We start from the raw sequence: 20,294 nt of genomic DNA, 5'->3' as shown, positions 1-20,294 counted from the left end.
CGCCGTCGGAGGTGGGGTGGGTGTCCCTCAACCGGTGGGAAGATTCGTGCCGCCGTCCGTGGTGTTGCCGGTGGTGGTGCCGCCGTTGGTCGTACCGGTGGTGGTGCCGCCGTTCGTCGTACCGGTGGTGGTGCCGCCGTTCGTCGTACCGGTGGTGGTGCCGCCGTTCGTCGTACCGGTGGTGGTGCCGCCGTTGGAGGTGCCCGAGGACTGCGACGGGGAGGTCTGCGGATCCGTGGGCTGGTCGGTCGGGCCCGTGCTCTGCGACTGCGACGTCTGCGGGTCCGACGGGGTGTAGCCGGAACCGCCCGAGCCCGAGTCCGAGCTGCTGCCGGTGTTGGTGTCCGTGGGCTGGTCGGTGGTGTTGTCCGACGGGGTCGGGGTGTCCGAGTGGCCCGTCGTGGACGTCGAGTGCGTCGTCGCCGGCGGCTTGGTGTCGGTATTGGTGCCGGTGCCGGTGCCGTGGCTCGTGGTCTTGAGGGCGAACGCGACGCCCGCCGCGATCGCGATGACCGCGAGGACGGCGAGGATCCACAGCTTGCCGCGGCCGCTGCCCCCGTTTCCGTGTCCCTCGAACCCGCCGTCGTCGCCTCCGTAGCGCTGCGGCAGGATCGGCTGGGGGATCTGCGCGGTCCCGGAGCCGAAGTCGCCCGGGTGCTGCATCGCGGTCGTCCCCGTGAAACCGCCCGCCGGGGTGTGCCGGCCGTCGTGCGCCTCCACCGGGCCGGTGTGCCAGGTGCCGGTGTGTCCGCCCTGCTCGTACAGCATCTGCAGGCCGTACTGGACCATGCCGCGCATCTCCTCGGCCGTCTGGAACCGGTCGTCCGGCTCCTTGGCGAGCGAGCGCATGACCAGGCCGTCCAGCTCCGGCGGGCAGCCGTCGGAGAACTCCGAGGGCGGGGTCGGGATGTCCTGGACGTGCTGGTAGACCACCGACAGCGGGGTCTCGCCGGTGAACGGCGGCCGCAGCGCGAGCAGTTCGTACAGCAGGCAGCCGGTCGCGTACAGGTCGGAGCGGTGGTCCACGGCCTTGCCCAGGGCCTGCTCCGGGGAGAGGTACTGCGGCGTGCCCATGACCATGCCGGTCTGTGTCATCGTTGTCGACGCACCGTGCAGGGCACGCGCGATGCCGAAGTCCATCACCTTGACGGCGCCGCTGTGGGTGATGATCACGTTGGCGGGCTTGATGTCGCGGTGCACGATGCCGTGCTGATGCGAGTAGGCGAGCGCGTCCAGCACCCCGGAGACGATGATCAGGGCCTGCTCGGGACCCGGCGCCTCGGCGTTCAGCAGCAGATCGCGGATGGTGCGGCCCTCGACCAGCTCCATCACGATGTACGGCACGGACTGGCCGCCGACGAAGTCCTCGCCGGAGTCGTACACGGCGACGATCGCGTGGTGGTTGAGCCCGGCGACGGACTGCGCCTCACGCGTGAAGCGGGCCTTGGAGACCGGGTCCTCGGCCAGGTCCGCGCGCAGCAGCTTCACCGCGACGGTGCGGCCCAGACGGACGTCCTCGGCCGCGAACACCTCGGCCATGCCGCCCCGGCCCAGCCGGTGCGTCAGCCGGTACCGGCCGTCGCCGACGAGCCCGCCGTTGCCCCAGTTCTCCGGCGCGTCCGACATACCGCCGCCACTCGCCTCGGGGTCGGACGGGCCCTGGGCGCGCTGCGTCTGGTCCATCAGTCCTCGCCGTCGTTTCTGCCCGCGGTGCGCGCGGTGTTGTTACGGTCTCCGTCGGCCACGCTACAGCCTCGGCGTGAGCCACCGGTTCGGATCCGGAACCGGAACCGGCCGAAGCCTGACCGGCCATGAAACCTGTAGCACGCGCTGTCGTGCAAATTCTGTGTGCCGGTCGTACGCCCCCTGTAACGCTTGCGCGACGCTTCTTGCGCGTACGGTCACGGAACGGGCACCGAGCTTGACGTGTCAGTGCCCTGGGGCAGACTTGGCCGGGAATGACACAGTCGATCAAGGCCCGTGCGAAGAGCGAAGGCGCCGGACGGCCAGTGGGGGACAGGGAGAGATGAGCCAGGACGGCGCACACGGCCGGTACGCGGGGCAGTCGCTGGCCGGCGGTCGCTACCAGCTGCGGGACCTGCTCGGCGAGGGCGGCATGGCCTCGGTGCACCTTGCGTACGACTCCGTGCTCGACCGCCAGGTCGCGATCAAGACACTCCACACGGAACTCGGCCGGGAACAGGCGTTCCGCGAGCGCTTTCGCCGCGAGGCCCAGGCCGTGGCCAAGCTCACGCACACCAACATCGTGTCGGTCTTCGACACCGGCGAGGACGATCTCGGTGGTCTGACGACCCCGTACATCGTCATGGAGTACGTCGAGGGCCGCCCGCTGGGCTCGGCCCTAGAGGAGGACATCCGGCAGTACGGCGCGATGCCCGCCGACAAGGCGCTGAAGGTCACCGCGGACGTGCTGGCCGCGCTGGAGATCAGCCACGAGATGGGGCTGGTCCACCGCGACATCAAGCCGGGCAACGTGATGGTGACCAAGCGTGGCGTGGTCAAGGTCATGGACTTCGGCATCGCCCGGGCCATGCAGTCCGGTGTGACATCGATGACACAGACCGGCATGGTCGTCGGCACCCCGCAGTACCTCTCGCCCGAGCAGGCCCTCGGGCGTGGCGTGGACGCCCGTTCCGACCTGTACTCGGTCGGCATCATGCTGTTCCAGCTGGTCACCGGGCGGCTGCCGTTCGACGCGGACTCCCCGCTGGCGATCGCGTACGCGCATGTGCAGGAGGAGCCGGTCGCGCCCTCCTCGATCAACCGTGCGCTGCCGCCCGCGGTGGACGCGCTGGTCGCCCGCGCGCTGAAGAAGAATCCGAACGAGCGTTTCCCGACCGCCGAGGCCATGCGCGACGAGTGCCTGCGCGTCGCCGCGTCCTTGCAGGCCGCCGCGCCGAGCATCGTGCCCGGCGCCGGGCCGACGCAGAGCGGCGCGGGCGTCGGCTCCGCGGTGTTCCCGCCGGTCGACCGGAACGCCCAGGCGGCCCCCGGGCCGGTCCAGACGCCGTACCAGCCGGGCCCCTACGGCGTCCCGCAGACGCCGCAGACGCCCGCCCCGGCCTACGGCTATCCGCAGCCGGGCGGCTACCAGACGCCGCCTCCGATGGGCTACGGACCGCAGGCCGCGTCCACCCCGCCGCCTTACACGATCTCGCCGCAGACGGCCGCGCAGCCGTCCGCTCCGGGCTCCGGCGGCGGAAAGAGCAACAAGCCGGTGATCATCGGCTCGGTCGCGGTGTCGCTCGTCGCGGTCGGCGCCCTGATCGTCGCGCTGACGATGAACAACGGCGGCGGTGGCGACAAGGGCGGCAGCGGCGGCGCGAGCGCCTCGGCGTCCGCCTCCCAGCCGGCGGGCTACCGCGGACCGGACCGGACCCGGGTGATCGACAAGACCAAGTGCACAGACCCGACGGAGTCCTGGAACGACACGAAGAAGGTCATGCTGCCCGACTTCCGGTACAAGGACATCAACTCGGTGAAGGCCTGCTTCCAGGCCGCGGGCTGGCAGTACAAGATCACTTCGCAGGACGACAACACCTGGGGCAAGGACACCGTCCTGGACCAGTTCCCGCCCGAGGGCACGGACGTCGACAAGAAGGACCCGGGCACGATCGACCTCACGGTCTCGACGGGCAACCCCGCCTGACACCGGCCGTCCGCAAGGGACGGTCAGGAGACAGAGGGGGCCCGGCACGGTGTCCGTGCCGGGCTCCGTTCGTCACGGGTACGCCCGCCTCGCCATACGGCGCTCGGTAGGGGCTCGTTACAGGTAGGGCCCGCCCGAGCGGCCCGCGGCGCGGTGGTCATCGCCGCCCTCGTGGCCCGTCACGCCTGGCGGAAGTGCGCGGCGCATCTGCTCCAGCTGGGCCCGCGCGGCCATCTGCTGGGCGAACAGCGTCGTCTGGATCCCGTGGAAGAGGCCTTCCAGCCAGCCCACCAACTGCGCCTGTGCGATGCGCAGTTCCGCGTCGCTCGGGATGGCGTCGTCGGTGAACGGCAGGGAGAGCCGCTCGAGTTCCTCGACGAGCTCCGGCGCGAGGCCGTCCTCCAGCTCCTTCACCGAGCTGGCGTGGATCTCCTTCAGCCGCACCCGGCTCGCCTCGTCCAGAGGGGCCGCGCGCACCTCCTCCAGGAGCTGCTTGATCATGCTGCCGATCCGCATGACCTTGGCCGGCTGTTCGACCTGCTCCGTCAGCGGGGTCTCACGGGACTCGTCGTCCCCGTTGCCGCCGCCGAGCGCCATCCCGTCCTGGCCCACGACGAGGATCTGGGGGTTTTCCGGCAACCGTTCGTTCCTCGGCATCTCCATGCCGCCATTCTCTCGCACCCGTACACCTCATCACCGTGGTGCCCCCTCGTGGGGCTGATCCACCGTTTAGACCCGACGGCCCAATCTGAAATGCCCATCTCGCCCTGGAATGTGAGGCTTATTCCTGCCGGTCACCCATCGATCACGACATCCGGCTTCGAGAGGTCACCGACGTGACTCCATGGCTGTGCAACACGCTCCGCTGCATACGGCTGCTGCTCGTCCTCGCGGTGGCCCTGCCCGCGTACGACACCGTCACCGACGACGCCACGACCGCGTACGCCGCCGAACCCGCCCCTGGAAGCTCCACCGACCCCGACCCCCCGGACCGGCCGACCCTCGACGAAGCGGGCCACCCCGCCCCCGGGGACACGGGCCGCCCGGCCCGCCCCGGCCGCCCGGAACACTCGGCACACGGCGGCCGCGAACCGACGGACGGCGCCACTCCGGAGACCCCGGGCGGCACAGGGCCCGATCACGGTCCGAGTCGCGGTCCGAGTCGCGGTCCGAGTCGCGGTCATGGTCACGCTTACGGTCATGGGGGCGGGCACAGCCACGGTGACGGTCATGACGGTCACGGTCTCGTTGACGATCAGGGTGACAGCGACTCCCCAGCCCCCTGGCCCTCACCCATCTCCCCGATCTCCCCGATATCCCCGATCTCCCCGATATCCCCCATACCCTCTGATTCCGTCTCCGCCCCGTACCGCCCCACGGCCGTCAGGCCGACCCGTGCGGGCAGCCTGGCAGGCGAGGGGCGGATCCGGCCGGGCCGACCGGACGGTCCCGCGGCCGAAGTCGAGGGCGGAGACGACCCGGCACCCACCCGGGCTCCCGGCATCGGTCGGCCGGAGGAACCGGAGACCACGAACCTCCCGACCACGACGCCGACGGCTTCGACCGTCCCCGACGAGGCCGGCCTCAACCACCCCCCGGCCCACAACGCCGCCCCCCAGGGCTCGAATCCCTCCGAGCCGGTCCTGCAGATCCTCCCCCTGGGCAGCGGCCTGATCCTCATGGGCCTGGGCCTGGCCCTCGCCCTCCTGGGCCTCAAACTCCGCAGAGACTGACCCACCCCCTGCGCAGCTGCGGGCAGTCGTACCGCTGGGGCGGCACGGGTGAGCGGTGGGCCCCCGGCCCGAGCGAAGCCGAGAGCGGGGGAGGCGCCCGGCCGACGCAGGCAGGCAGGCGACTCCACCCCCGACACCGGGCACCGCACCGCTCCAGTCCCGCGGCGTTACGACGTGACCAGCAGCACCTTCCCCACGTGCCCGCTGGCCTCCACCACCCGATGTCCCTCGGCCGCCTCCGCCATCGGCACCTCGCGGTCCACCACCGGCCGCACATGCCCCCCAGCCAGCAACGGCCACACATGCTCCCGCACAGCAGCCACGATCGCCGCCTTCTCACTCAGCGGCCGTGCCCGCAGGGAGGTCGCACTGATCGCGGCCCGCTTGTTCAGCAGCGTGCCGATGTTCAGCTCCCCCTTCACCCCACCCTGCATGCCGATGATCGCGAGCCGCCCGCTGACGGCGAGCGACTGGACGTTGCGGTCCAGGTACTTCGCTCCCATGTTGTCGAGGATGACGTCGGCCCCCGTACCCCCGGTGGCCTGCTTGATCTCGGCGACGAAGTCCTGCTCGCGGTAGTTGATCAGGATGTCCGCGCCCAGCTCGGCACACCGCTCCAGCTTCTCCTTCGTACCGGCCGTCACCGCCACCTTGGCCCCGACGGCCTTGGCGAGCTGGATCGCCATGGTGCCGATGCCGCTGGACCCGCCGTGCACGAGCAGCGTCTCACCGGGCCGCAGATGGGCGATCATGAACACGTTGGACCAGACCGTGCAGACGACCTCGGGCAGCGCGGCCGCCCGCTTGAGGTCGACCCCTTCGGGCACGGGCAGCAACTGCCCGGCCGGTACGACGACCTTCTCGGCGTACCCGCCGCCCGAGAGCAGCGCGCACACCTCGTCTCCGACGGCCCAGCCGGACACTCCGGGTCCGAGCGCGGCGATCCTGCCGGAGCACTCCAGGCCGGGGTAGGGGGAGGCGCCGGGCGGCGGGTTGTAGAAGCCCTGCCGCTGCAGGATGTCAGCGCGGTTGACGGCGCTGGCCACCACCTCGACCAGCACCTCGCCCTCGCCGGGCACCGGATCGGAGACCTCCGCCCACACCAGCGCCTCGGGACCGCCAGGTTCGGGAATCGTGATCGCATGCATGTCCGTGACGCTACTCCCCGAAGATGCCGTCCCCGGGTCAGACCCGCTCGCTCGAACACGCCCACACGATGGTGATCCGCCGGCCCAACTCACCCCATGCAGCACCGGACGTGCGACGAGGTCCAGCCCGCTGCCCTGCGTCACGGCCCGGACGTTTCACGTGAAACACACCTCGACTCCGGCGGTCGCCCACGGCAGGTCCAGCAGCTCCGCCTCCTCCCCCTGCCGGGCTCCGCCTGGCGGTACGACGGCCAGCGCATCGGCGGCTGCGATGCCGCGGAGCATGGCCGGACCGTTGTAGTGCAGCGGTACGGCACGGTCGCCGCGCAGCACCACGGGGATCAGCCGGGTGTCGTGCGGATGCCCCTGCACCGCCTCGCCGAGCGGCAGCGTGTACGGCTCCGGGGCCGGGTGGGCGGCCAGAGTGCGCAACAGCGGCTCGGCGAGCGTGAGCAGGCCGGAGACTGCCGCGAGGGGGTTGCCGGGCAGACCGACGAGGTGCTGGTCGTCCTTGGTGCGGGCCAGCAGCATGGGATGGCCGGGGCGCACCTTGACGCCGTCGACGAGGAGTTCGGCGCCGATGCATTCCAGGATGGGGTGGACGTGGTCGACGGGTCCGCCCGCGGTGCCGCCCGTGGTGACGACGAGGTCCGCCTCGGAGCCGGTGACGGCCCGGCGCAGGGCCTTGGCGTCGTCCCCGATCCGGCGCACCGCGACGACCTCGGCGCCGAGCGCGCGCAGCCAGGGCGGCAGCATGGGGCCGAGCGCGTCCCGGATCAGCCCGTCACGCGGCCGCCCCTCGGTCAGCAGTTCGTCACCGAGCACGAGGACCTCGGCACGGGGCCGTGGTACGGCGGTGACGGTGTCGTATCCGGCCGCCGCGGCGAGCCCCAGGACGGCGGGGGTGACCCGGGTGCCGACGGGCAGCAGCTGATCGCCGCTGCGGCACTCCTGGCCGCGCGGGCGGATGTCCTGGCCGTGCACGATCTCCCGCGTGGCGTGGAGCCGCCCCTGCGTGTCGGTACGGCCGTGCTCGCTGCGCAGCACGGCGGTGGTGTCGGCCGGGATGCGGGCGCCGGTGGCGATACGGACCGCCATGCCGTCGGTGAGCGGCTCGGGCTGCGCGTGTCCGGCGAGCACGCCCTCGTCGCGCACCTCCCAGGGCCCGGGCCCGGCGACCGCCCAGCCGTCCATCGCGGAGGTGTCGAAGGAGGGCAGGTCGGTGAGCGCGTCGAGCGGGGCGGCCAGGACCAGGCCGAGGGCGTCGCCGAGCGGCACGGAGACGGGGGCGCGACGGACCCGGGCACGTGCGGCGCGGGCGGCGATCTCACGGGCCTGGGCCCACGGGGTGGCCCGGTGCCGTTCGCCGTGGGTTTCCGGCGCCGGAGCGGGGACCTGGCCCGCGGGGTCGTCCTTGGCTTGCCTCACGAGGGCCAGGGCCTCCTCGACGTCGAGGTCGTCGCTGTCCTCTGCGGGTGCTCCGGCCCGGGTTCCGGGGGTAGTCATCCGGCGTCCGGGACGCTCGGGCCCCCGCTGCTCTCTTCCTCCCAGCGCAGCGCGAGCGCGGCCGCCTTGCGGGCGGCCTCGGCGACCGCGTCGGGGCCGCCCTTGCCCTGGGCCGCGGCGTAGCCGACGAGGAAAGTGGTCAGCGGGGCGGCGGGCCGGGCCACGCCGTGCGCGGCGTCACGGGCCAGGTCGAGCAGCACGCCGGTGTCGACGTCCAGGTCGATGCCCAGCTCGTCCTTGACTGCGGAGATCCATTCATCCAACACGTGCCCATGCTCCCTGATGCGTGCCCTGGCGTTGACGAGGTCGTCCCAGGTGTCGCAGTCGAACGACGCGAGCGGGTCCGGGACGCGGGTGAGGCTGAGGGCGCCGGTCAGCCGGCGCAGGGGCAGGCCGGTCAGACCGTCGGGTCCGGCCGCGAGGGCGGCCAGCTCGCAGCGGAGCGCGGCGGTGCGATAGGCGGCCACGAGCGGCTGGTCGCGGCCGTCGGCGTCGGTGAGCAGTGCGCCCTCGGCGCCGGTGTCGCCGAGGGCGGTCAGCAGGCTCCGCAGCGTGGCCGGCCGAAGGAAGGGCAGGTCGGCGGAGAGGACGACCGTGTGCACGGCGGTGGTGTGCCGCAGGCCGGCTTCCAGCGCGGCAACCGGTCCGGCGCCGGGCGATTCCTCGCGCACCCAGCGCACCGGCCGCGTGGTGGGCCGCCGGTCGGCCACCACGACGGTCGTCCCGGCGTCCGCACAAGCCGCGAGCACCCGGTCGAGCAGCGCCCGGCCGCCGACCCGCAGACCGGGCTTGTCGGCGCCGCCGAGCCGCCGGGCGGCGCCGCCGGCCAGCACGATGGCGTCGTACGGCACGGGCGTCCCGGGAGCGGGGGCGTTGTCGGTCACCCCCCGAGTATGTCCCGAGGGGCCTCTCTCGTGTCTTGCTCGGGGGTCCTCCTTCGAGGCGCCCCGCCCGTGTCACAGCGTGCGCAGGAGCACCGCCGGCTGTTCCACGCAGTCCGCCACGTACCGCAGGAAGCCGCCGGCCGTGCCGCCGTCGCACACCCGGTGGTCGAAGGTGAGCGAGAGCTGGACCACCTGGCGCACGGCCAGCTCGCCTTCGTGCACCCACGGTTTGGGGACGATCCGGCCGACGCCGAGCATGGCCGCCTCGGGGTGGTTGATGATCGGCGTGGAGCCGTCGACACCGAAGACGCCGTAGTTGTTCAACGTGAAGGTCCCGCCGGTGAGTTCCCCGGGCGTGAGCGTGCCGGTACGGGCGGCCTCGGTGAGCCGGGCGAACTCGGCGGTCAGCGCTTCGGCGTCGCGCGTGTGGGCGTCCCGGACGACCGGCACGACGAGCCCGCGTTCGGTCTGCGCGGCGAACCCGAGGTGGACCTGGTCGAGCCGGACGACCTCGCGGGCCTCGGTGTCGACGTAGGAGTTCAGCTCGGGGAAGCGGGCGAGCGCGGCCGTGCAGATACGGGCGAGCAGCGCGAGCAGGGAGATCTTCGGTCCGCCGGGCGCGTTCATCGCGGCTCGCGCGCGCATGAGTTCGGTCGCGTCGGCGTCGACCCAGCAGGTGGCGTCCGGGATCTCCCGGCGGCTGCGGGAGAGCTTGTCGGCGACCGCGCCGCGCACGCCCTTGAGGGGGATGCGGGTGCCCCCTGCGCGCGTGGCCGACGCGGCGGATGCCGCCGGGGTGGCGGCGACGTGTGCCGCCGTGGCGGGTGCCCCGGCCGTACGGCTGCCCACGACCGCCCTGGCCCGCAGGGCGCCCTCGACGTCGGCGCGCAGGATCAGCCCGTCCGGGCCCGAGCCCGCCAGCTGCCGCAGGTCCACTCCGCCCTCGCGGGCCAGCCGGCGGACCAGGGGGGAGATCACGGGCACCGGCCCCTCGGCGTGGAGCGCGTCCACGCGCGCGTGAGCCGTCCCGGTGGGCGCCGTACCGTCGAAGGCGAGCGTTCCGCTGTCCGCACCGGTGCTGCCGTTCACGGCGCCCGTCGGTGTCGGTGTCGGTGTCGGCCGCACCCTCCGGCGCCGGGCCGGAGCCTGCGAGGTGCCGTATCCGACCAGGACGTTGCCCGATCCCTCGGTGTCCCCCGCCGGGGCCTGCGGTCCCACCGCCACCGTCAGCAGCGGCGCGCCGACCGGCAGTTCGGTGCCCTCCTCGCCGAAGCGGGCGGTGACCACACCGCCGTACGGGCAGGGCACCTCGACCATCGCCTTGGCCGTCTCGACCTCGACGACGGGCTGGTCGACGGCGACGACGTCACCGACCTGGACCAGCCAGCGGACGATCTCCGCCTCGGTGAGTCCCTCGCCGAGGTCGGGGAGCTTGAACTCCAGCACCTGTGCCATCAGCCCTCGGCCTCCCACTGCAGCCGGGCCACGGCGTCCAGGATGCGGTCGACGCCGGGCAGGTGGTGCCGCTCCAGCATGGGCGGCGGGTAGGGGATGTCGAAGCCGGCGACGCGCAGCACCGGCGCCTCCAGGTGGTGGAAGCAGCGCTCGGTGATCCGGGCCGCGATCTCACCGCCCGGCCCGCCGAACCCGGTGGACTCGTGGACGACGACCGCGCGTCCGGTGCGCCGTACGGCCGCGCAGACCGTCTCGTCGTCGAACGGCACCAGCGAGCGCAGGTCGAGCACTTCCAGGTCCCAGCCCTCGGCCTGCGCGGCCTCGGCGGCCTCCAGGCAGACCGGCAGAGAGGGGCCGTAGGTGATCAGTGTGGCGCTGCGGCCCGGCCGGCGCACCATCGCGCGGCCGATGGGCTCCACCTCCGTGGGCTGCTCGGGGTTCCAGGTGTCCTTCGACCAGTACAGCCGCTTGGGCTCCAGGAAGACGACCGGGTCGTCGGAGGCGATGGCCTGGCGCAGCAGGCCGTAGGCGTCGGCGACGGTCGCGGGCGTGAGCACGTGCAGTCCCGGCGTGGCCATGTAGTAGGCCTCGGAGGAGTCGCTGTGGTGCTCGACGCCGCCGATACCGCCGCCGTAGGGGACGCGGACGGTGATGGGCAGGGGCATCCGGCCGCGCGTGCGGTTGCGCATCCGGGAGACATGGCTGATGAGCTGCTCGAACGCGGGGTAGGCGAAGGCGTCGAACTGCATCTCCACCACCGGGCGCAGGCCGTACATGGCCATGCCGACAGCGGTGCCGAGGATGCCGGCCTCGGCGAGCGGGGTGTCGGTGCAGCGGTCCTCGCCGAACTCCTTGGCGAGGCCGTCGGTGACCCGGAAGACACCGCCGAGGGTGCCGACGTCCTCACCCATGACGTGCACGGTCGGGTCGGCGGCCATCGCGTCGCGCATCGCGCGCGTGAGGGCCTGCGCCATGGTGGCGGGCTTGACGGCGACGGTGGTCATCGGGCGCCGCCTTCCTGCTCGCCGTGCCGCTCCTGCTCGGCTTCCAGCTCAGCCCGCAGCAGGGCGCGCTGTTCGCGCAGTTGGGCGGTGGTCTCGGCGTAGACGTGGTCGAAGAGGGCCATGGGGTCCCGTTCGGGGTCGCGGTTCATGCGTTCGCGCAGGGAGGCGGCCATCGCCTCGGCATCCTTCCGGGCGGCCTCGATTCCGGCCTCGTCGAGCAGCCCGCGCTCGGTCAGCTCGTGCTCCAGCAGCTCGATCGGATCGTGTGCACGCCAGGCCTCGACCTCGGCGTCGCCGCGGTAGCGGGTGGCGTCGTCGGCGTTGGTGTGGGCGTCGATGCGGTACGTCACCGCCTCCACGAGGGTGGGTCCGCCGCCCGCGCGCGCGTGCCGTACCGCGTCGCTGAGGACCTCGTGCACGGCCACCGCGTCGTTGCCGTCGACCAGTCGGCCCGGCATGCCGTATCCGACGGCCTTGTGGGCCAGGGAGGGCGCGGCGGTCTGCTTGGCGAGCGGGACGGAGATGGCGAAGCCGTTGTTCTGCACGAGGAAGACGACCGGCGCCTGCCAGACGGCGGCGAAGTTCAGCGCCTCGTGGAAGTCGCCCTCGCTGGTGCCGCCGTCGCCGACCAGGGCGAGCGCGACGACGTCGTCGCCCTTGAGGCGGGCGGCGTGCGCGAGGCCGACGGCGTGCGGCAGCTGGGTGGCCAGCGGGGTGCTGAGGGGGGCGACCCGATGGGCGTAGGGGTCGTAGCCGCTGTGCCAGTCGCCCTGCAGCAGCGTGAGGGCCTCGACGGGGTCGACGCCCCGGGCGACGACGGCGAGGGTGTCGCGGTAGCTGGGAAAGAGCCAGTCCCGCTCTTCCAGGGCCAGGGCGGCGGCGACCTCGCAGGCCTCCTGACCGGTGCTGGAGGGATAGACGGCGAGGCGGCCCTGCTTGGTGAGCGCGGTGGCCTGCGTGTTGTAGCGGCGACCGCGGACCAGCTGGGCGTAGAGCCGGCGCAGCAGGTCCGCATCGGCCTTGGCGGCCCCCTCGGTGCCGAGGACGCGGTAGGGCTCGGCGTCGGGCAGCAGCGGCGCGGGGTCCATACGGGGCTGCCAGGCGGGCGGCGGCGATGGCCGGTACGCGCCCCGCTGCTCCATGACCGTCATGACGGCACCTCCTCGTGGGAGCGGCTACGGGAGGCGCGTCGGCTGTGAGGCGCCTCACCAACCGATTGTTCGGTCGTTGGCACATTTTGGCTACAGGCCCCTCCAGGCTGTGGACAAACGGTTCTCCACAACCTGGAATGAACGCAGGACGTCCACGGCGAGGGAGCGGGAGGCAATGGCAGCTGAACAAATGGCCGACGGACCGCAGGACGACACCACGCTCCCGCGCCCGCTGGACGGCACCGCACTTCCGCCGCCGCGCCCGCTCGACGCCATCGATCAGGACATCCTGAAAATCCTCCAGGCGGACGGGCGCGCCTCCATACGGTCCGTCGCCGAACGCGTCCACGTCTCGCGCGCCAACGCCTACGCACGCATCAACCGGCTCGTCGAGGACGGGGTGATCCGGGGCTTCAGCGCGCGTGTGGACCATGAGCGGGCGGGGCACGGCACCTCGGCGTACATCACGCTGAAGATCGTGCAGAACACCTGGCGCACGGTCCGCGAGCGGCTCAGGCAGCTTCCCGGCGCCTCCCACATCGCACTGGTGGGCGGCGACTTCGACGTGCTGCTGCTGGTGCACACGCCCGACAACCGGGCGCTGCGCGAGCTGGTGCTCACCCGGCTCCAGGCCATCCCCGAGGTGCTCAGCACCCGCACGCTGCTGGTGTTCGAGGAGGAGGACCTGGAGCCGGAGGCGTAACCGCAGGCCTGACCTCAGCTCTGCTTGAGGCCCGCGAAGACCAGCCGGACCACCGCGTCGGCCACCTCGCGTTCGTCGGCGCCCCGCGGGTCCGGCCGGTACCACTCCACGATCGAGTTGATCATTCCGAAGACCAGCCGGGTGGCCAGCCGGACCTCGACGTCGCCGCGCACGTCCCCGTCGGCCGCCGCGGCCTTCAGGAGTTCCGCGACCCGGTGGTCGAAGTCCCGCCGCCTCTCCAGTGCCCACCGTTCGGTGGCGGTGTTGCCGCGCACCCGCAGCAGCAGCGTCACGTACGGCAGCTCGCCTATGAGCACCTCGACCATGCGCCGTACGACGTGTTCCAGCCGGTCGACGGGCCGCCCCACGCGCGCGTGCTCCTCGTCGAGGATGGCGAACAGGCCGTCCAGGGCGCGGCTGACGGCCCGGCGCAGCAGTTCCTCCTTGCCGCTGACGTGGTGGTAGATCGACGACTTGGAGATGCCGGCCGCCTTGGACAGGTGCTCCATGGAGGTGCCGTCGTATCCGCGCTCGTTGAACACCTGGACGGCCACGGAGAGCAGCGTCTCGGGCGTGTACGTGTCGCGCTTGGCCGTGGTCATGACGTGCCCTCCCGCTTGTCGTCGATGGCGTACGCGTGGCGGTAGAGCGCGAGGGAGGGCGCGTAGCGTCCGGAGGGGTCGCGCTGGTGCATCTCGTCCAGGATGTCGAAGGCGAACTCGCGGCCGAGCCTGCGGTCCCACTCGAACGGGCCGAGCGGGTAGTTCACCCCGCGGCGCATCGCCGTGTCGATGTCCTCCTGGGTGGCGACGCCCTTGGCCACGGCTTCGTGCGCGAGGTCGATGATCCTGGCGACCGTGCGCGCGACGATCATGCCGGGGACGTCGCCGATGATGCTGACGTTCTTGCCGAGGGCCTGGAAGAGGCCGGTGGCCTCGGCGAGGGTCTGCGGCGAGGTGTCCTGGGCGGCGGACAGGGCGACGCGCGTGGCGGTGCGGTAGTCGAGGGCGAGGTCGAAGTAGACGACGTCGCGGAACTCCACGGACGTCTGGCCGTCGGCGAGCACCAGCTGGCCGCCGCTGGGCAGCACCAGGCGGGTGCCGTTGTCCTCGGCCTCCTCGCGGACCTGGATGCCCGCCTCGCGGATCAGCGTGAGCAGCTCGGCCGCCGGGCCGAGGCCGCCCTCGGCGACGACGTAGGCGGGCGGCTGCTCCTTGTCGGCGGTGTGCGGCTCGGGCTTCTCGGCGCCCTCGGCGTGGTCGTACCAGCCGTGCCCGGTCTTGTGGCCGAGGCGGCCGGACTCCACCAGCCGGCGCTGGGCCAGGGACGGGGTGAAGCGCACGTCCTGGAAGAAGGACTGCCACACCGAATGGGTGACGGACTCGTTGACGTCCTGTCCGATCAGGTCGGTCAGCTCGAAGGCGCCCATCCTGAACCCGCCGGACTCGCGCAGGACGGCGTCGATGGTGGCCGGGTCGGCGGCCTGGGCCTCGTAGACCGCGAAGGCCTCGGCGTAGAACGGCCGGGCGATCCGGTTGACGATGAAACCCGGAGTGTCGGCACAGGCCACCGGGGTCTTTCCCCATGCGCGGGCGGTCTCGTACGCGCGCGTGGCCGACGTGACGTCGGTGGCGAACCCGGAGACGACCTCGACCAGCGGCATGAGCGGTGCCGGGTTGAAGAAGTGCAGGCCCACGAAGCGGCCGGGCCGGCGCAGGGCACCGCCGATGGCCGTCACCGACAGCGAGGACGTGTTGGTGGCGAGCAGGCAGTCCTCGGCGACGATGTCCTCCAGCTCGCCGAAGAGCTGCTGCTTGACGTCCAGCCGTTCCAGGACGGCCTCGACGACCAGCGTGCAGTCCGCCAGCTCCGTGAGGTTCTCCGCGGGCTTGAGGCGGGCGCGGGCCGCGTCCCGGTCGGCGGCGGCGAGCCTGCCCTTCTCCACGAGCCGGTCGAGGCGGGCGCCGATCGCCGCTGCCGCGTCCCGGGCACGCCCGGCGACGGCGTCGTACAGCCGCACGGGGTGACCGGCGACCAGTGCGACCTGGGCGATGCCCTGGCCCATGGTGCCGGTGCCGACGACGGCCACAGGGCTGCTGAGGTCGAGTGCTGTCATGTGCGCGATCCTCCCGCACGGCGTTTTCCACAGATGCGGCAGGCCCCCTTGTCCCGACCGATCGTTCGGTTACTCTAGCTCTGACCGTCCCATCCCGCTGCTCTTTCTGCCAGGTCGACGAACTCGACGAAGAGTTCTCCAGACGAGGAGTTGGTCCCGTATGGCCGCTGAACTGACCGCGCACGAACTGATCGCCAAGCACCGGCCCACGCTCGACCAGGCACTGGAAGCGATCCGCACGCGCGCGTACTGGTCACCGCACCCCGAGCATCCGAAGGCCTACGGCGAGAACGGCAGCCTGGACGCGGCGGCGGGCAAGGCCGCCTTCGACGCCCTGCTGAACACTCGCCTCGACCTCGGCCAGCCCGGCACCGACGACTGGGTGGGCGACGAGGTCTCGCCGTACGGCATCGAACTGGGCGTCGGCTACCCGCACGCGGACGTGGACGTGCTGATCCCGGCGATGAAGGCAGGGCAGCGGGCCTGGCGGGACGCGGGCGCGGAGACCCGGGCGCTGGTGTGCCTGGAGATCCTCAAGCGGATCAGCGACCGGACGCACGAGTTCGCGCACGCCGTCATGCACACCAGCGGCCAGGCCTTCATGATGGCGTTCCAGGCGGGCGGCCCGCATGCCCAGGACCGCGGTCTGGAGGCGGTGGCGTACGCGTACGCGGAGCAGGTCCGCACGCCGGAGACGGCCGAGTGGACCAAGCCGCAGGGCAAGCGTGACCCGCTGGCCCTCACCAAGCAGTTCACGCCGGTCCCCCGCGGCCTGGCCCTGCTCATCGGCTGCAACACCTTCCCGACGTGGAACGGCTACCCGGGCCTGTTCGCCTCCCTGGCCACCGGCAACGCGGTCCTGGTCAAGCCCCACCCGCGCGCGGTACTGCCGCTCGCGCTCACCGTGCAGGTCGCGCGCCAGGTGCTCGCCGAGGCGGGCTTCGACGCGAACCTGGTGGCGCTGGCCGCCGAGCGCCCCGGCGAGGGCATCGCCAAGACCCTCGCCACCCGTCCCGAGGTCCGGATCATCGACTACACCGGGTCGACGTCCTTCGGTGACTGGCTGGAGGCCAACGCCCGCCAGGCGCAGGTCTACACCGAGAAGGCCGGCGTCAACACGGTGATCGTGCACTCCACCGGCGACTACAAGGGCATGCTGTCCAACCTGGCGTTCTCGCTGTCGCTGTACAGCGGCCAGATGTGCACCACCCCGCAGAACCTGCTGATCCCGCGGGACGGCATCCGCACGGACGAGGGCCCCAAGACCTTCGACGAGGTCACCGCCGACCTCGCCCGCGCGGTCGACGGCCTCCTCGGCGACGACGCCCGCGCGAACGCCCTGCTGGGCGCGATCGTCAACCCGGACGTCAAGGCCCGTCTGGAAGCCGCCGCCGGCCTCGGCGAAGTGGCCCTCGCCTCCCGGGAGATCAACAACCCGGACTTCCCGGGCGCGGTCGTGCGCACCCCCGTCATCGTCAAGCTGGACGGCGCCAAGCCGGACGACGAGGCCGCCTACATGAGCGAGTGCTTCGGCCCCGTCTCCTTCGCCGTCGCGGTCGACTCGGTGACCGACGCGGTGGAGCTGCTGCGCCGCACGGTCCGCGACAAGGGCGCGATGACGGTCGGCGCCTACACCACCGACAGCGAGGTGGAGCACGCCGTCGAGGAGGTGTGCCTGGAGGAGGCGGCACAGCTGTCGCTCAACCTGACCGGCGGGGTGTTCGTGAACCAGACCGCCGCGTTCTCCGACTTCCACGGCTCCGGCGGCAACCCGGCGGCGAACGCCGCACTGTGCGACGGGGCGTTCGTGGCCAACCGGTTCCGGGTGGTCGAGGTCCGCCGGGAGGCCTAGGAGACCGCATGCGCGCCCCCGGTCGCGCTCCAGTGGTACAGCGTCATCGCCACGCTGGTGGCGAGGTTGTAGCTGGAGACCTGGGGGCGCATCGGCAGCCGCAGCAGATGATCGGCACGCGCGCGTAGGTCGGCCGAAAGGCCGCTGCGCTCCGAGCCGAAGGCGAGGACGGCGTCGTCCGGGAGCTTCACGCCCCGGATGTCGTCGCCCTCGGGGTCCAGCGCGAACACCGGTCCCGGGGGGAGCTCGTCGACGCCCAGCCGTTCCACGGCCGTCGCGAAGTGCAGGCCGGCGCCGCCGCGCACCACTGTCGGATGCCAGGGGTCGAGGGTGCCCGTGGTGACGACGCCGGTCGCCCCGAAACCGGCGGCCAGCCGGATCACGGCACCGGCGTTGCCCAGGTTTCGCGGGTTGTCCAGGACCACGACGGGCGCGGTGCGGGGGGTGTGGGCGAGCCTGCGCAGGTTGGCCTCGCGGGACGGCCGTACGGCGAGCGCGGCCACGCCGGTCGGGTGCGGCCGCGGGACGAGCGAGGCGTACGTCTCCCCGGGCACCTGCGACAGCAACCCGTCGAGCGCGTCGCGTACGTCCCCGGCCAGCTCCTGCGCGAGGGCGAGCGCCGCCTGCCGGTCGGTGGTGACCGCCACCGGGACCTCGGCCCCGAAGCGCAGCGCGTGCTTGAGGGCGTGGAAGCCGTCGAGCAGCACGGCGTCATCGGCGTGCTCGCGCCAGCGGGTCAGCGGGTCGGTCATGCGGTGAACCCTACGCGGCCCTGCGGGCTCGCCTCGGGGCTCGCTTCGGGGGAACGCGGCGCGGGCACCCCAAGGTCGTCACACCGGCCCCCGCCGAGCGGCCCGCGCGCGCGTGCGACCAGTGCGCCCAGCCGGCGCAGGAACGACGTCGGCAGGAAGACCGCGTCGGCGGTGATCATCGCCAGTGAGAAGAACGGCAGGCCGAGCACGACCGCGATCACCGCGTGCTCGGTCATCATCAGCACCAGCAGGACGTTCTTGACCCGCCGGTTGAACAGGGTGAACGGGAAGGCGACCTGCACCATGACCGTGCCGTAGGCGACGGCCATCATGATCGTGCCGCTGGAGGACATCAGGTCGGCGAGTCCGGGCCAGGGCGAGAAGTAGTCCAGGTGAAGCGGGTAGTAGACGGCGGTGCCGTCCTGCCAGCGCGAGCCCTGGATCTTGTACCAGCCGGCCGTCGCGTAGATCAGGCAGGCCTCCGCCATGATCACGAACAGGGCGCCGTTGTGCACGACGTTGGCGACGACGTCCAGCAGGATCCGCGGCTGCTGCGACTTCGCCCAGCGGCCGACGGCCCACCACAGGCCGAGCATGGCCCACGCCGTCCACAGCAGCGCGGGGATCAGCCAGTCGTTGTCGAACCGGCCGGTGAACGCCGCCATGAGCAGCACCAGGCCGAACACCGACCACAGGGCCGGGCCCACCCGGTCGGCCGGGACCCGCTCCCCACGCGTGCGTGCCGCCCGCCGCGCGTCCAGGGACCACACCTGTCCGCAGCGCGTGAACACGAGGTAGAAGGACATCAGGTGCAGGACGTTGTCGCCGCCGTCGCCCACGAAGACGCTGCGGTTCTGCAGCGACAGCACGCCCACCATGAACAGCACGGACGCCGTCCGGGTGCGCCAGCCGAGCAGCAGCGCCGCGCCGGCGAGTATCGCCAGCAGGTAGAAGCACTCGAACCACAGCTGCCCGTCGGACCACAGCAGGGCCGTGAAGGCGTGGTTGTCGGCGGTCAGCTCCTTGGCGAGGTTCCAGCCCCAGGGCCCGGCCGGGCCGTACAGCTCCTGGCGGTGCGGGAACTCGCGCAGTAGGAACAGCAGCCAGGTCCCCGCGAACCCGATGCGGATCACGGCGCTCTGGTACGGCCCGAGCGCCGACTCGGTGACTCGGGCGATACCGCGCGAGAGGGTCAGGGAAAGCCTGTTCACCGCACACCTCCCGCTGCCTCGTCGGCCGTCACGGTCCACCAGGGCAGCACGCGGTAGACGGGCTGGTCGGACACGCGCTCATGGCTCCACTCGGGCGGCTGCACATTGGTGGTGCTCGAACGGATCTGCACGCGCTGGATGACGCCGTCGCGGTCGGCCGGATAGGTGCGGTACAGGCGCATCACCACGATCCGGCGCAGGTACTGCTCGGAGAGGGAGCCACGCATGCCCACCGGTCGGTTGTCGGCGCTGTGCGTGGCGGTGAAGAAGTCCCAGGCACGGCGCAGCTCGTTCTGCTGGGTGTGGCTCGGCACCGGGTTGCCGTCGATGGCGGCACCGTCCTGGGCGGAGAGGTCGGTCCACCCGGTCGTGCGCAGCCCGCCCTCCTTCGCCCGCACCACGGCACGCACCTGGACGGCGATGTTCTGCTGCAGCGGGTTGGGCGCGAACAGCTTCCAGTTCTGCTCGAACTCCGGGAACACCCACTCCTCGACGGCCTTGCCGTGCTGCTTGGTCACCGTGTTCGCGGGGGCAAGGCTGAGGAACACCATCAGCAGATGCACACAGGCGGCGAGCCCGACCACTGCGAGCACCAGCGCCGCGGCGACCTGGTAGCGGGGGGAGAGGGCGGCCACACCGGTACGGGGCGCGGCGGGCGGCTCGCCGGCGTCGGCCCCGGAGGCCGGGAAACCCGGACCGCCGACGGCAGCCGCACCCGTCCGGGAATCCACGTCGGCCCGAGCATGCAGGTCAGCCGGGGAATCCATGCCGGCCCGGGAATCCGCATCGGCCGAGGAGTCCATGCCGGCCCGGGACTCTGTTTCGGCCCGCCGTGAGCCGGCGTCGGTCGGGGAACCCTCCGTGCGACGCGCCCTGGCCGGCCCGCCGGGGTCGGGTGGGACCCTCGGGTCCTCGTCGTACGCGTCCATTCCGCCCCGTCCCCCGTTTCGGCTCAGTCGTTCGGTTCAGTGGTCCAGCTCAGTGATGCTGCGCCTGCCACGAGCGCCCCACCCTTCACGTACGCCACTCCTCGGCGTCAGCACGAAACGGTACTCAGCCCCGGCTGCCGGGCGCAGCCCCGGGTGCGAGCCACGGCCGTGGTCCTTGCC

The 20,294-nt window shown here is 72.2% G+C and carries 17 protein-coding genes; 4 read left to right on the top strand and 13 right to left on the bottom strand.

Annotation, left to right across the window (positions count from 1 at the left end; genetic code table 11):
* Positions 1-27: 27 nt before the first annotated feature.
* A complete protein-coding gene (locus ABT288_RS14475) occupies positions 28-1,683 on the bottom strand; it encodes a protein kinase domain-containing protein (RefSeq protein ID WP_351606736.1) in 1,656 nt (551 codons plus the stop codon).
* A gap of 343 nt (positions 1,684-2,026) precedes the next feature.
* Here ABT288_RS14475 and ABT288_RS14470 point away from each other — a divergent pair, with 343 nt between their 5' ends.
* Positions 2,027-3,670 carry a protein kinase domain-containing protein gene (locus tag ABT288_RS14470; RefSeq protein WP_351606733.1) on the top strand — a complete coding sequence of 548 codons (1,644 nt, stop codon included), beginning with the start codon at positions 2,027-2,029 and terminating at the stop codon, positions 3,668-3,670.
* Between the two features lie 117 nt (positions 3,671-3,787).
* Here ABT288_RS14470 and ABT288_RS14465 read toward each other — a convergent pair whose 3' ends face one another.
* Entirely contained in the window at positions 3,788-4,333 is a 546-nt protein-coding gene (locus ABT288_RS14465; protein WP_351606731.1) for a bacterial proteasome activator family protein, read from the bottom strand.
* Between the two features lie 173 nt (positions 4,334-4,506).
* On the opposite strand from ABT288_RS14465, the gene ABT288_RS14460 reads away from it, so the two are divergent.
* Entirely contained in the window at positions 4,507-5,403 is an 897-nt protein-coding gene (locus ABT288_RS14460) for a hypothetical protein (RefSeq protein ID WP_351606729.1), read from the top strand.
* Positions 5,404-5,570: 167 nt separating this feature from the next.
* Here the strand turns inward: ABT288_RS14460 and ABT288_RS14455 are convergent, their stop codons facing one another.
* From ABT288_RS14455 to pdhA, 6 genes are all read right to left on the bottom strand, one after another.
* Positions 5,571-6,551, bottom strand: a complete 981-nt coding sequence (locus ABT288_RS14455) for an NAD(P)H-quinone oxidoreductase (RefSeq protein ID WP_351606726.1) — start codon at positions 6,549-6,551, stop codon at positions 5,571-5,573.
* A 156-nt stretch (positions 6,552-6,707) separates the two neighbouring features.
* Positions 6,708-8,057, bottom strand: coding sequence for a molybdopterin molybdotransferase MoeA (locus ABT288_RS14450; RefSeq protein ID WP_351606723.1), 1,350 nt, complete (start codon positions 8,055-8,057; stop codon positions 6,708-6,710).
* Positions 8,054-8,941 (bottom strand): NTP transferase domain-containing protein, encoded by an 888-nt coding sequence (locus ABT288_RS14445; RefSeq protein WP_351606720.1) that lies wholly within the window; start codon positions 8,939-8,941, stop codon positions 8,054-8,056. The genes ABT288_RS14450 and ABT288_RS14445 overlap by 4 nt, the downstream gene beginning before the upstream one ends.
* Positions 8,942-9,013: 72 nt before the next feature.
* Positions 9,014-10,396, bottom strand: coding sequence for a dihydrolipoamide acetyltransferase family protein (locus ABT288_RS14440; RefSeq protein WP_351606718.1), 1,383 nt, complete (start codon positions 10,394-10,396; stop codon positions 9,014-9,016).
* Positions 10,396-11,400 (bottom strand): alpha-ketoacid dehydrogenase subunit beta, encoded by a 1,005-nt coding sequence (locus ABT288_RS14435; RefSeq protein WP_351606715.1) that lies wholly within the window; start codon positions 11,398-11,400, stop codon positions 10,396-10,398. The genes ABT288_RS14440 and ABT288_RS14435 overlap by 1 nt, the downstream gene beginning before the upstream one ends.
* Entirely contained in the window at positions 11,397-12,551 is a 1,155-nt protein-coding gene (pdhA, locus tag ABT288_RS14430) for a pyruvate dehydrogenase (acetyl-transferring) E1 component subunit alpha (protein ID WP_351606712.1), read from the bottom strand. Before pdhA ends, ABT288_RS14435 begins: the two co-directional genes overlap by 4 nt.
* 175 nt (positions 12,552-12,726) lie before the next feature.
* On the opposite strand from pdhA, the gene ABT288_RS14425 reads away from it, so the two are divergent.
* Complete coding sequence (locus ABT288_RS14425; RefSeq protein ID WP_450858628.1) at positions 12,727-13,254, top strand: Lrp/AsnC family transcriptional regulator; 528 nt, start codon at positions 12,727-12,729, stop codon at positions 13,252-13,254.
* Between the two features lie 14 nt (positions 13,255-13,268).
* On the opposite strand, the gene ABT288_RS14420 is transcribed toward ABT288_RS14425, so the two are convergent.
* Positions 13,269-13,856 (bottom strand): TetR/AcrR family transcriptional regulator, encoded by a 588-nt coding sequence (locus ABT288_RS14420; protein ID WP_351606710.1) that lies wholly within the window; start codon positions 13,854-13,856, stop codon positions 13,269-13,271.
* Positions 13,853-15,370, bottom strand: coding sequence for a 3-hydroxyacyl-CoA dehydrogenase (locus ABT288_RS14415; RefSeq protein WP_351606707.1), 1,518 nt, complete (start codon positions 15,368-15,370; stop codon positions 13,853-13,855). The genes ABT288_RS14420 and ABT288_RS14415 overlap by 4 nt, the downstream gene beginning before the upstream one ends.
* A 160-nt stretch (positions 15,371-15,530) precedes the next feature.
* Here ABT288_RS14415 and paaN point away from each other — a divergent pair, with 160 nt between their 5' ends.
* Complete coding sequence (paaN, locus tag ABT288_RS14410) at positions 15,531-17,222, top strand: phenylacetic acid degradation protein PaaN (protein ID WP_351606704.1); 1,692 nt, start codon at positions 15,531-15,533, stop codon at positions 17,220-17,222.
* On the opposite strand, the gene ABT288_RS14405 is transcribed toward paaN, so the two are convergent.
* From ABT288_RS14405 to ABT288_RS14395, 3 genes are read right to left on the bottom strand one after another with little or no spacing between them, the layout of a single operon-like run.
* Positions 17,219-17,974: a TrmH family RNA methyltransferase gene (locus ABT288_RS14405; protein WP_351606701.1), complete on the bottom strand. Its 756-nt coding sequence runs from the start codon at positions 17,972-17,974 to the stop codon at positions 17,219-17,221. The genes paaN and ABT288_RS14405 overlap by 4 nt on opposite strands.
* The gene (locus tag ABT288_RS14400; protein WP_351606698.1) at positions 17,971-19,185 is read right to left on the bottom strand and encodes an HTTM domain-containing protein; all 1,215 of its coding nucleotides are present in this window, start codon (positions 19,183-19,185) and stop codon (positions 17,971-17,973) included. The genes ABT288_RS14405 and ABT288_RS14400 overlap by 4 nt, the downstream gene beginning before the upstream one ends.
* Positions 19,182-20,114 (bottom strand): DUF5819 family protein, encoded by a 933-nt coding sequence (locus tag ABT288_RS14395; protein ID WP_450858631.1) that lies wholly within the window; start codon positions 20,112-20,114, stop codon positions 19,182-19,184. The genes ABT288_RS14400 and ABT288_RS14395 overlap by 4 nt, the downstream gene beginning before the upstream one ends.
* Positions 20,115-20,294 lie beyond the last annotated feature (180 nt).

The sequence above is a fragment of the Streptomyces sp. NPDC001093 genome, from assembly GCF_040298985.1.
GTDB lineage: Bacteria > Actinomycetota > Actinomycetes > Streptomycetales > Streptomycetaceae > Streptomyces.
This window is presented reverse-complemented; position numbering and strand designations above follow the sequence as displayed.

Coding starts and splice junctions, on each gene's coding strand:
- ABT288_RS14405 (WP_351606701.1), bottom strand. CDS start 17,974: ATGACCGACCCGCTGACCCGCTGGCGCGAGCACGCCGATGACGCCGTG.
- ABT288_RS14440 (WP_351606718.1), bottom strand. CDS start 10,396: ATGGCACAGGTGCTGGAGTTCAAGCTCCCCGACCTCGGCGAGGGACTC.
- ABT288_RS14475 (WP_351606736.1), bottom strand. CDS start 1,683: ATGGACCAGACGCAGCGCGCCCAGGGCCCGTCCGACCCCGAGGCGAGT.
- ABT288_RS14470 (WP_351606733.1), top strand. CDS start 2,027: ATGAGCCAGGACGGCGCACACGGCCGGTACGCGGGGCAGTCGCTGGCC.
- ABT288_RS14435 (WP_351606715.1), bottom strand. CDS start 11,400: ATGACCACCGTCGCCGTCAAGCCCGCCACCATGGCGCAGGCCCTCACG.
- ABT288_RS14455 (WP_351606726.1), bottom strand. CDS start 6,551: ATGCATGCGATCACGATTCCCGAACCTGGCGGTCCCGAGGCGCTGGTG.
- ABT288_RS14425 (WP_450858628.1), top strand. CDS start 12,727: ATGGCAGCTGAACAAATGGCCGACGGACCGCAGGACGACACCACGCTC.
- ABT288_RS14465 (WP_351606731.1), bottom strand. CDS start 4,333: ATGGAGATGCCGAGGAACGAACGGTTGCCGGAAAACCCCCAGATCCTC.
- ABT288_RS14395 (WP_450858631.1), bottom strand. CDS start 20,114: ATGGACGCGTACGACGAGGACCCGAGGGTCCCACCCGACCCCGGCGGG.
- paaN (WP_351606704.1), top strand. CDS start 15,531: ATGGCCGCTGAACTGACCGCGCACGAACTGATCGCCAAGCACCGGCCC.
- ABT288_RS14415 (WP_351606707.1), bottom strand. CDS start 15,370: ATGACAGCACTCGACCTCAGCAGCCCTGTGGCCGTCGTCGGCACCGGC.
- ABT288_RS14450 (WP_351606723.1), bottom strand. CDS start 8,057: ATGACTACCCCCGGAACCCGGGCCGGAGCACCCGCAGAGGACAGCGAC.
- pdhA (WP_351606712.1), bottom strand. CDS start 12,551: ATGACGGTCATGGAGCAGCGGGGCGCGTACCGGCCATCGCCGCCGCCC.
- ABT288_RS14420 (WP_351606710.1), bottom strand. CDS start 13,856: ATGACCACGGCCAAGCGCGACACGTACACGCCCGAGACGCTGCTCTCC.